Consider the following 11,554-nt stretch of genomic DNA (forward strand, 5'->3'; position numbering starts at 1 on the left):
CGGGTTACGCTTCGCTAACCCGACCTACATTTTCATTCGCAACAATATCTTTCTACGGCGTATAGATCTGGTCGAAATTGGCGCCATCGTCGAAGTGTTCTTTCTGCACCTGCGCCCAGCTGCCGAAGCGCTCATTCACCGTGAACAACTCCAGTTTCGGGAAGCGTTTCAGATCCTCGGCATCGGCGTGTTCCGGATGCGACGGCCGATAGAAATGCTTGGCGACCAGTTTTTGGCCGATCGGGGTGTACAGATAATTCAAATAGGCTTCGGCCAAGTCCTGGGTGCCGTTTTTCTTGACCACTTTGTCGACCACGGTCACCGGCGTTTCGGCTTTGATGCTGGTCGGCGGCACCACGATTTCATATTCGCTGGCGCCGAACTCCTTCAAGGCCAGGAAGGCTTCGTTTTCCCAGGTAATCAACACATCGCCGATGCCGCGTTGAATAAAGGTCGTGGTCGAACCACGGGCGCCGGAATCCAGTACTGGCACATTTTTAAACAGCTTTTTGACGAAATCCTTGGCGGCATCCTTGCTGCCGAATTTTTTCTCGCCGTAAGCCCAGGCCGCCAGATAGTTGTAACGGGCGCCGCCTGAGGTTTTGGGATTGGGGGTGATCACTTGCAAGCCGTCCTGGGTCAGATCGCCCCAGTCCTTGATACCTTTGGGATTGCCTTTGCGCACCAGAAACACGATGGTCGAGGTGTAAGGCAGGCTATTGTCCGGCAGGCGTTTTTGCCAGTCTTTCGGCAGCAAATTGGCTTTCTCGGCGATCTGGTCAATGTCGTAGGACAGCGCCAAGGTCACGACGTCGGCTTCCAGGCCATCGATCACCGCCCGGGTCTGTTTGCCGCCGCCGCCGTGCGATTGTTGGACGCCGACGTCCTCGCCGGTTTTTTGTTTCCAGTACTTGATGAATTCCTTGTTGAAATCCTGATAGAACTCGCGGGTCGGGTCGTACGACACGTTCAGGATGGTCCGGTCCGCTGCCGCCGTGGCGCTAGCCAGCAGGCCGAATGCAAGCAGCACGGATTTAACGGTGTAACTCAGCTTCATAATGACTCCTCAAGAGATTGATTCGGTAGGCGGCCGCGGAAACGCCCGGCGTTAACACCTTTGGCGATATGGTACGCGGCCTTTTATCTGATTTAAAATGATCGTTTTCGAGATATATATCTTATTTAGGGATATAAAAACCCACGGCTCCGCCCGGCTCGAGCAAGCGGCCAAACCTGTTCCGGGGGAATTAGTGCCTAATTAATGATATTTGGGCTTGCCGTCGCCGAACGCATTCAACGAAACTTCGAAATAAAAGAAGTTGCTCGGTTCGTTGGTAAAAGGGCCGTTGGCTCTGGCCAAAGAGGTCGTATAGTCTCCTGGCGTGTAGTGGGCGTAACTCAAGCTCCAATCCACGAAAGCATTCAACTTGTGGCGCAGGCGGATATCGAATTCGTGACCCATAAAGGTCTTGCCGTTGCCATTACCCAAACCGGCCCGCCGCCAACCGCCGGCATCGCTCTCCAGCCAATAGGCGTTGTAACCGGTATCGATCCGCACATCCTTGTAGGGCGTAAACTCCAACCGCGCCTTGGGGGCATGAATGTTGTCCCACGAGTAATAGTCGTTGCGCGACCAAGGCTGGTTAAAGCCGTAGAAAGCATCAAAGCGTTGATTGGTGCGGTCGCCGCCGGTTTTATCGCCGGTACCGTAGCCGTAATACAGGCTGGCGCGGGGTTTCCAGTCGTGGTCGAAGGTGTAACCCAACTCCAGCGAGTAAGCCAACGCGTCGTGTTGTTCGACGATCTGCGAATAGTTATTGCGGTTGGTTCCGGTCAAGCGACCTTGATGACCGAACTGCTTGGTGATATCGGCATCGAAATCGAAGCCGCTGTCCCAAAACAAGCCGTAAACCCGTAAACCCGGCGAATAAATATCGGCATCGGCTTTGCGGTTGGCATTGATCGGATTGCGCGGATCGCCATCGACGTGCTTACCCAGAAAATACGGCTGGATCGTGACATAGTCCGACCATTGCTTCCAACTGAACACCGCGCCATAGAACCAGGTGTCTTCGTCGGGCTGGTCGAAGTCGTATTTCAAGCGGTCGACCGGTTGAAATACGAAGGTATCCAGATCCCAGTTGTTCTGCTTCTTGCCGAAGCGCACCCGATAACCTTCGAAATTGTTGGTGGTGTTGCGGAATTCGTTGTTACCGACCAAGCGCCGGTCCAGTAGCTCCAGATGCTGACGGCCGGCGCGAATGCTGATCGGCCGGTTATGGCCCAAGGCATTGGCGAAATACAACTCGGCATAACCCTGGATCATTTCGAATTCGTTGACGTCGGCGTCGGTCCGCGAGTAGAGGCCGTTATAGCTGCGGGCGTCCTCCAGTTCCAGGACAAAGCGTAGCGGATCGAGAATATCCTTTACCCCCAGAAAAGCCCGGGTTCGTAACAACCAGATATTGTCGGGATCGGGCCGGTAAACTCCGCTGTTGTTTGCCCCTACCGGGCGGTAATCGTTTTCCCGGTATTCGTAACGGCTGCGAAAATCCAGACCGACGTCCAGCCACTCTACATTGCGGAATTGTTCGAATTGGGTTTTGCTCAAGTTTCTGACATAAGCCGGCGTATCCGGTGCCGGTTCCACGCGGTAGCCTTTGGTCGGCCGGTAATAATCCTCGGCAACGGCGCTCCCAATTAGGCCGAGCAGTAAGCCGATCGCGCCGGTCGCCGATCGTGCGCTGATGTGTTTTCTTCTCATGGTTAACTCGTGTATTCGGTTGCAGACGTGGAATCAAAATTCCTGATTGGCTAACTTCCGGCGATCCGGTCGGTTATCGGTGCTATTGGTTTTTTCGCCGCGGGTACGGTAGAACTGGGGTTAGATGCGTCAGGCACTTTTCACGCGAAACTTTTCATGTTTCTCGATTTGTACCACACGGCCGTCGTGCACCACGATTTCCACCGAACCGAAACGCAGCCCCCGCAAGATGGCAATGACTTGCCTGACCAGCTCTTGCTGCTGGGCCGATGTTGAAAAGTCGGTTTCGAATTGGATTTGCATGTGGTCTCCGCGCGCATGAACTGCATAAGAACTCCCGTTGCGAAACATGTTACGAAAAACAAATAGCCGTTTGAAACGGTAAATATCGATTATTAAATCGAAAAAAAAGATAAAGCATGAACACACCAGTACATAGCAAAACCTGAGGGCAAAAAAAAAACGCCGGCCCTTGCGGGACGGCGTTTTCCGGTGGCGAAGCGCGGCGGTTTACAGCTTGCCGAGCACTTCCTTGGCTTCGGCCAAGCCGTCGAACTCGACTTTCTTGTCGACCGCTTTTTGCAGATACTCGCGAGCTTTGACCGGATCGTTGGTTTTGTAATAAATCATGCCCATGTGGTAGTTGCTGATCGGCGATTGTGCGTCGCGTTCGATCGACTTGGTCATGATTTCCTTGGCCTTGTCGTAATTGCCCTGCTTGTAGGCAATCCAGGCCACGGTATCCAGCATATTTGGGTTGTTGGTTTTCAGCAGGGGTTCTGCCAGTTTGGCAGCCCGCTCCAGATTTTCCGGCGTCGCCGCGAAATCCGACAAGTAGCTTGCCAGATTATTGACCGCCACCGCCGAATCGGGATGCTGTTTGTAGGAAGCTTCATACAGGGCTAACACTTCCTGATTCTGACCGTCGCGGTGGTACAAACGAGCCAGATCGTCGACCAGTTCCATGGCGCCGCCAGTTTTCTCGATACCTTTTTTATAAATATCGATCGCGCCGGCTTTGTTTTTCTGGGCCAGTTCGATCAAGGCCAAGTTGCGATAAGGGCTATACCAATCGGGTTTGATCGACTGCGCCTTCTGGTAAGCGGTTTTGGCTTCGGCAAACTTCTGCTCGTTCAGATAGGCGCCACCGATCAGGTTATAGGCGACGAAATGGTCCGGCTGTTGTTTGACCACCTGTTGCAACTTGGCCAAGGCTTTGTCCGATTGTTTTAACACCAGATAGCTTTTCACCATTTCGGTCAAAGGCTCCACCGCATCCGGTTTCCGCTCCAAGGCCTTGCTAAAGGCTTCGACACTTTCCGCCAGCTTGTTTTCCGCCTGGTAGGCCAAACCGGACATGTAAAAACCGGTAGCGTCCTTGTCGTTCAAATCCTGCACCTGCTTGGCCGCGGCTTGGGCTTTGTCCCAGTGCTTTTGCGTCACTTCCAGTTTGAACAGAGCTTCCAGACCCTTCAAGCTTTTCGGATTGGCTTTCAGCAAAGATTCAAGTTGGGCTTTGGCTTGGTCGGGCTTATTACCTTTCAAAAACAGGCCGACCAAATCCAGTTGCGCGGTTTCGTCGGTCGGTGTCAGCGACACGACTTTTTCCATGTTCTCGCGCGCCAGTTCATCTTCGTTATTGCGCAGATGCGCCGCCGACAGCATTTTCAACACGCCGGTGTTGTTGGGCTGATCGACCAGAACCGCCCGGAAGTCGGCGATTGCGTCCGGAATCCGGTTTTCCGCCAGCGCAAATTGGCCGCGCATCGTCAACGCTTCGGCGTCGCGCGGATTGTTTTCCAGTACTTCCTTGATCAGGGCTTTGGCTTCGTCGCCGCGTTTGGTCAGGGCATACAAGGCCGCCAATTTATTGCGCGCGGTGATCGCGTTCGGGCCTAATTTGTCGCGGTCGACAATTTCTTTCAAAGTGGATTCGGCCTTGTCGAATTCTTTTTTGGCCAGATGGATGTTAGCCAGTTTGAATTTCAATTCGTAGGCATCCGGCTTTTGCTCGATCATCGGCAGCAGTTCGGCAATCGCCACTTCCGGCCCGCGCTTTTCCAGCAAAAAATCGATTAAGTAGGTTTTTGCAGTATCGTTGTCCGGCATTTGGGCGACGGCGTTACGCAAAGTGGCCTCGGCCTTGTCGACTTGCTGAGTGCCGACCTGAAACAGCGCCAGGCTGCGGTAATGCTGCAATTGCTGCGGTTCGAGCTTGACGATGTCCGCCAGCGTTTTCTCCGCTTCCGCCGCATTCTGGGTTTTGGCGTACAAACCGGCCAACATGCTGCGCAGCGGCACATTGTCTGTCTTTTTGGCAATCGCCTGTTGCAATAGCGCAATGGCCTGATCGGTTTTGTCCAGACGGGTTTGAATCGATGCCATCATCAATGTAGCCGGCACGTCGTCCGGACTTTGCTTCAGCGCGCGTTCGACCGAAGCAATGGCGCCGTCGTTATTGTTTTTGGCTGATTGCACGCCGGCCAGCAACACCAGCGCTTCGACGTTGTCCGGTTCTTTCGCCAGCGCTTCACCGACCATTTTTTCGGCATCGTCGACCATCCGGTTCAATAACAGTAACTGGCCGACCCTGACTCTGGCCATCACATGATTCTCGCTGCTGGCGACAACGCCGCTGTATTCCTTGAACGCGGCTTCGATTTTACCTTGCTTGCTTAGGGCCTCGGCCATTTGAAACCGGCTTTCGGCGTCTTTCGGATCGATTTGCAAAACGTTTTTAAAGGCCAATTGGGCTTTCTCGTAATCGCCCGCTTGAAACAGCTGCTTACCCTCTTCCATGTATTTCGCTTTCCGTTCCTCGGCGCCGTTACAGGCCACCAATCCGGTCGTCAAAACAACAATGCCCAGATTTTTCAAAAAATTATGTGTTGTCATGAGTATCTCGATGATTCTTGCGTGTGGTTGTTTAGGACGCGCCGGTCGAAGCGGATGACTCCATCCCGCCCGGAACAGATTCAAATAGACACTGAAAAATCAACGCCTTATATCTGGTCCGCAATGATCTTCCGTCGAAAAACGGAACTTCGAATATCGTTTCCTTAGCCGCTTTAAAAACGCTGCTGGCCCGATTTTAACTTATTTGTATCGTTAAACTGGTACTGGCTTCGGTAATTTGCGGGGAAACGAGGTGCGACATGACGCCGCACCCCGGCAACGGAAAGGCTTATTGGGCGGGGATACCGGCCTCGACCGCGGTTTGCTCCGCCAGCTTGCCGGCACGCAATTTGTCTTCGTATTCCTGGACGATGTTTTCCATTTCCACACTATTGAACTGCAACAAGGTTTCCTGCTCCAGCAAACCGGACAGGGCGCCCTTGTTCTGGTAGCGCTGCAGCAAGTCCTTTCCGGCTTCATAGAGCTTCAGATTATGCTCGCCGCAAAGGTTCAACTGCTGCTCGGTGGCCTGCTGTTTGGTTTTCAACGCCGCCAGTTGGCCCGCCAATTCCGCTTTGGCCTGATTAACTTCCTGGTTCTTGGCGAAGGCCTCCTGCAAGCGGGCGTTGGATTTTTCCAGACGTTCGCGCACTTCGCCGGCGGCATTGCGCTGGGCCGACAATTCGCTACCGAGTTGCTCCTTGGCCGCAACGGCGGCGGAATGCTCTTTCTTCAGTTGCTCCAACTGCTTGAGTTGCTCGTTCAATTTGGCGGTTTCGGCCTGGGCCGCGTCGCGCTCGGCGGTCAGGCTTTTCACCATGCCCTGCAGTTTCAATACCGCGCCGCTGTCTTTAGACGCCTCGCGCGGCGCAGCCGAAACCGTCGCCGAAACTGCCAGCGCCAGCAACAATCCCGCCGGCAAATGCCAGGTAATGTGATACCGCTTCATGTCGCCTCCTCGCCTAGAACTGGGTGTTGATATCCATTTGCAGCACGTCGACGCCCCAGGTCGGGCCGCTGATCATATCGGCCGTCAGCCAGCGTCCGGTCAGCCAGACGTTTTTCATCAAACCGTAGTTGCCGCCGATGAACCAGCCTTTGAAGTTGGTGCCGCCCAAATGGAAGTCGGAATCGGTAAACGCATCCAGTACCGAGTCGCGGCCGACGTATTTATAAGCGGCGAATACGTTCCAATGTCCGGCCACTTCCGCCTTGGGCCAACCGAAATCGGCGCGGAACTGCCAGGCCGTGGTCTTGGCATCGACCGCGGAACCGTACAAGCGACTGACTTCCTGTTTGTCGAAGCCGATGTTTCTGGCGTAGTCGCCGCTGATGCGTAGATGGTACGGCGCGAACAAGGCCATGTCGTAAGAAGCATTGATATTGACGATGTTGAAATCCGACGCCAAACCGACCATGGCCGGCAAGGTGCCGGGCGCCAAGCGGGTGCCTTCCTTACAAATCGTCGCCAAGGTGTTGCCGCCTTGCATGAACTGCGGTCGCGAGGCGGTATTGGCTCGATTGTTGGTGTCGCAGGTGCCGGAAGCGGTGGTATTTTGCCTGGCCTGCAGGTTGACGTAATCGTAATACGCCGCGGCCAATTTCAAATTGTCCTGGTTGGTAAAGGCCCAATCCATGCCGGCCTGGCCGCCCAACAGCCACTTGTCGCTGCTGAAACTGCTCTCCTGCAACGGAAACGCGCCGACCGTCAGATAAGCCTGATGGCTCTGGTCTCCCGCATCCATCAGTCTGCCGGAGTCGCCCAAGTGGTGGCGCCATGTCGCGGCAAAGCCCTCGAACGACAAATCGACGTCCCATAGCAACTCGCTACCGCCGGTAAACTCGCCGCCGCCGGTATACCACGGGTTCTTGATCCGGCCGCCGCTCAGCGTCAGCCATTTGAATTTGTTGTCGTCGGTCGCATCGTATTGCAGGTAGGCGCGGTCGACCGTGAAATCGTAATGGTTACCAAAGTTAGCCAGATCCTGGTTGGTCGATACCGGATCGCGCTGGTTGCCGGTCGCCAGCCTGACGCCGGCCTTCAAGTTGTCGGTGACGTTAGCATCGATACCGATCCGCAACCTTTCCCTGAAACGATGGCGGTCTTCGGTGGTGTTGTAAAACGCATCCAGGCCGGCATTGGTAACACCACCGGCATTGTTGATAGCCTGGTAATCCAGATAAGAATTTGGGATATTGTCCGGTGCCTGATAATCGTGCTGCGAACGCAAGCGCAAATCGCCGGACAATTTGAACTTGCGGGTCCAGTCCGGCAACGCATTCGGCAAACCCCATTGTTCGTTCTTGGCTTTTTGCATCACGTCGCCGACCACTTCTTCGCGCAGCTCGCTACGCACTTGCTGGCGAATCTCGTCCTTGACGAAGTCCGGCACGTAAGCCACTCGCACTTCGTCGGCCGGCACGGCCTCTTTCTCGCCGGCCGCTTTGGCGGCGGCGACCTGTTGGCCGGCGTCGGCTTCGGCCTGCTTGATCATTTCGTTGGCCGCCTTGTCGGTCAGAACGCCCTGCTTCACCAATTGCTTGATCAAATTGGTGGTGGTGTTGCGCAGCTTCAGCAATTCTTCCTTCTCGCCGGCCTGGACGCTGCCGATCAACCCTGACAGCGCCAGGGCCATCAGCCGTGTTTTGTTCGCCATTGTTTTGTTCTACCTATGATTTTTTAAATTCTCGATGAAATCTTCAATTTGACCGGTTGCTGCATGCCGGGCGGCGGCGGTTCCGCGACCCGGTCGAACTTGTTCAGCAAACGGCTCAACAGCTCGTCGATTTCGGCATCGTTGCTGCCCTTGGCTAACTCCACCCGTTCTACTGAACCGTCCGCCTTTAACCAGACTTTGACGATGGCGGTATAACCCTTGCGCCGCAGCTCCTCGTGGTTGTTCAGCAGAGCCGAAATGCCGTTCTTGATCAGACCGCCGTACCAGGCGTAGGGATTGCCGCTGCCGCCGCCGAACAGGCCGGTACCACCTTTGCGGGCGGCCAGACCGAAACCGTCGGAGCCGGCCGCGCCTTCGGCATCCAGCCCCAAATCGCGCGGCGGCGCCTGTTCCGGCTCGGGTTCCGGCTCGGGCTCGGGTTCCGGCTCCGGTTCCTTGATTTTTTCCTTGATTTCCGGCTCGGGCGGCTTCTCCACCTTCGGTGGCGGAGGCGTTGGTGGCGGCGGTTTCAGCAAGGTGATAGGTTGGATTTTCTTTTCGTTTTTGGCCGGTTTGTTACCGGCGAAGTCGATGATGACTTTGACGATATAAAAAATCGCCACCGCCGCGATCAAGGCGCCTATCACCATGGGTATGTAAACCCGCCAATGCTTCTTTTTCGACATCGCGCCAACTTATTTCACGAGGTTCTGCGTGACCAGACCGACCTGGGTGATTTCCAGTCGGCCCAGCAAGGCCAGAATGTCGACCACGCTTTGGTATTGCACCGTGGCATCGCCCTTGACCACCACCGGCAATTCCGGATTTGCCGCCTTGTATTGCAGCAGCGTGGATTCGAGCTGTTCCATCGTCACCGGAAAGGTATCCAGAAAAATGGTGCCGTCGGCAGTGACGGTAATCGCCTTGGTTTGCGGTTTGGCCAAACTTGGGGTGTTGCTGGCCTTGGGCAGATTGACCTGGACGCCCTGCACCGCGGCGGTGGTCATCAGGATGAACACCACCAACAACACGTAAGCCAGGTCCAGCATCGGCGTGACGTTGATTTCGTCGTATGCGGCGTTTTCTTCTTGAACTTTCATTAGGTATTCTCTTGACTGCGTAGGTTACGCAGGCGCTACCGGCAACTGTCCGCCAGGTGAGCGCTGCGTCTGCTAAGAATGGGATATCAGCTATGCTGTTCGGCGAGTTTGGCGATGAATTCGTCAACGAAGACGTGCATATCGGCGGTGATTGCCTTAATCATGCTGCCCAGGTAGTTGTAGGCAAACAGCGCCGGAATCGCCACGCCCAGACCGGCCACGGTCGCAGCCAAGGCCGCGGCAATACCCGGTGCGATTGCATTGACGTTGACTTCGCCGCTGGCGGCAATCGCGGCGAAGGTGATCATCACCCCGACCACGGTACCCAGCAGACCCAGGAACGGGCCGCCGGAAATGGCAATGGTCAATAGCACCATCTGCGAATTGAGTTTTTGCAGTTCCCGCACCAACACCCCGTCCATCGAAGCCTTGACCGCATTCAGCGCCTGTGCGGACAAGCCCTGTTCGACGGCATCGGCGCCTACGCCTTTGGCCAGTCGTTTGTTCATTTCCTGAACGCCGATATGGTAGATACGGTAGATGGATGAACCGGCGAAGGCCGCATGGTTACCGGTCAACGACAGCAGCAACGGTGATTCGTCGAAGTCCGCTTGATCTTCCTCGTCGTGATGATCGAGGTTGGTAAGGTTTTTGGAACCGAGCTGACTGAAGGCTTCCTCGAACTTTTTATTTTCGCTGCGGGTACGGTTCAGAATAATCGCCTTGCTGACGATCACCAGAAAACTAATGATGAACATCACCGCCAGAATGCCGATGATGACCCAACCGTCCAACGTGACGTTGTCCAGCGTCGCTATCAGATAGGATTCGCCGCCCTCTTCGCTGTCCGGCGTGCTGTCCTCGCCGTAGTTCAACAACGCCGAAGACTGGCCCTGCATCAACGCGGCGAATTGCAAATAATTCTGGTCGCGGGCGACTTTGGCGATGCCGAATTCGTCGATCGCGCCGGCAAAGCCGCGGGAACCGTCCACCGCCGCGCCGATGCTGCTGTCGCCGAGTAGAGTCGGCACGCTGGCCGGTAACACGCCCATCGGCTTGCCGTCGACGTATAAGGTAAAACCTTCTTTGGTGGCGCTGACCGCCAGGAATTGCCAGGTCGCCAGATTCAGATCGGTCGGGCTGACCAGTTCCTTACGGTTAAGGTCCAAGACCGGGGTCTGACCTCTAACGGACAATGTCAGGCCGTCGCGCTGAAAAATCACGCCGTCGGGTTGGGCTTGGTCGATCTTGACCCAGGCCGACACGGTCCAGCCGAATTCGACCGCCATTTGCACGGCCGGCGTCGCGGCGATCTTCAGCGACTGACTACCGTTGAATGCACCGGCGTCGCCGACGGCACCGCCTTCGATTCGGGTCGAGGTCGCCGCAGACGGTTGATTGGCGTAAGCCGTGGCGTCTTTCACCGCATCGGCGTCGAAGTGGTAAGCCACAGCCTGGGCCACGTCGAAAATGCCGGCGCCGTCCTGGGCGTCTACCGCCTTCGGGTTACCGTAATACATCCAGAACATGGCCTCGTCGGCGCTTGCGATGTCTTTTGGTAGTTTGACCCAGATCAGGGCCATCTCGTTGACGGTATCGATTTTCTCGATGAAATATTTCAGCGGTGTCTTGTCGTCGGCCGCCAAAAACCGCAAATCCTTGCCGTTCTCGGCCAGATCGGCAAAGAAGCCGAAATTGCCGGTATGCAACCGCACCGGCACCAAGCCCTCGGCCACCGGCTTAACGCCGTTTTGCTGCAACTGCTGCGCGTCGATGGTGATTTTCTTCCGATAGCCCCAGTCGTCGTTCCACCAGGCTTGCGCCAATCCGGGCATCATCGACAAGGCCAACATTAACAAGGCAATCCGCTTCATTTTCTCTCTCAAAACAAGGTACTTAGCGAATTATCCCGACTTTTCTTTACATTTTTATGACATTTTCGTGAAATTTACTGACCAATCCGGTTGCGACCGGATTCCCCTCGTTCCGACGTTACGGCGTGGGAATACCTGCGGGCCGGTCAACTCGGTACGGGTTTCCAAGGGGGACCGTGGGCACCAGCGAAGTGCCGTCATGCCGGCAGGACTCGGGCATCCAACACCATGGAAGGTAGCTTCGAGCTATCCTTGCAGCCTGGA

The 11,554-nt window shown here is 55.5% G+C and carries 9 protein-coding genes; all 9 read right to left on the reverse strand.

The window, feature by feature from the left end; genetic code table 11:
* Positions 1–52: 52 nt before the first annotated feature.
* Positions 53–1,057: a sulfate ABC transporter substrate-binding protein gene (locus tag AC0IM9_RS09090; RefSeq protein WP_482803789.1), complete on the reverse strand. Its 1,005-nt coding sequence runs from the start codon at positions 1,055–1,057 to the stop codon at positions 53–55.
* Between the two features lie 201 nt (positions 1,058–1,258).
* A complete protein-coding gene (locus AC0IM9_RS09095) occupies positions 1,259–2,764 on the reverse strand; it encodes an alginate export family protein (protein WP_482803790.1) in 1,506 nt (501 codons plus the stop codon).
* 129 nt (positions 2,765–2,893) lie between these two features.
* On the reverse strand, positions 2,894–3,067 hold the full coding sequence (locus AC0IM9_RS09100) for a YezD family protein (RefSeq protein ID WP_140912843.1): 174 nt from the start codon (positions 3,065–3,067) through the stop codon (positions 2,894–2,896).
* Between the two features lie 207 nt (positions 3,068–3,274).
* Positions 3,275–5,659, reverse strand: coding sequence for a tetratricopeptide repeat protein (locus tag AC0IM9_RS09105; protein ID WP_482803791.1), 2,385 nt, complete (start codon positions 5,657–5,659; stop codon positions 3,275–3,277).
* 289 nt (positions 5,660–5,948) lie between these two features.
* The gene (locus AC0IM9_RS09110; RefSeq protein ID WP_482803792.1) at positions 5,949–6,608 is read right to left on the reverse strand and encodes a hypothetical protein; all 660 of its coding nucleotides are present in this window, start codon (positions 6,606–6,608) and stop codon (positions 5,949–5,951) included.
* A 13-nt stretch (positions 6,609–6,621) separates the two neighbouring features.
* Positions 6,622–8,316: a putative porin gene (locus AC0IM9_RS09115; RefSeq protein WP_482803793.1), complete on the reverse strand. Its 1,695-nt coding sequence runs from the start codon at positions 8,314–8,316 to the stop codon at positions 6,622–6,624.
* Positions 8,317–8,339: 23 nt separating this feature from the next.
* A complete protein-coding gene (locus AC0IM9_RS09120) occupies positions 8,340–9,002 on the reverse strand; it encodes an energy transducer TonB family protein (RefSeq protein WP_482803794.1) in 663 nt (220 codons plus the stop codon).
* A gap of 9 nt (positions 9,003–9,011) precedes the next feature.
* The gene (locus AC0IM9_RS09125) at positions 9,012–9,416 is read right to left on the reverse strand and encodes an ExbD/TolR family protein (protein WP_140912839.1); all 405 of its coding nucleotides are present in this window, start codon (positions 9,414–9,416) and stop codon (positions 9,012–9,014) included.
* Positions 9,417–9,502: 86 nt separating this feature from the next.
* A complete protein-coding gene (locus tag AC0IM9_RS09130) occupies positions 9,503–11,290 on the reverse strand; it encodes a DUF2341 domain-containing protein (RefSeq protein ID WP_482803795.1) in 1,788 nt (595 codons plus the stop codon).
* Positions 11,291–11,554 lie beyond the last annotated feature (264 nt).

The sequence above is a fragment of the Methylomonas sp. Uni0011 genome (genome assembly GCF_056850255.1).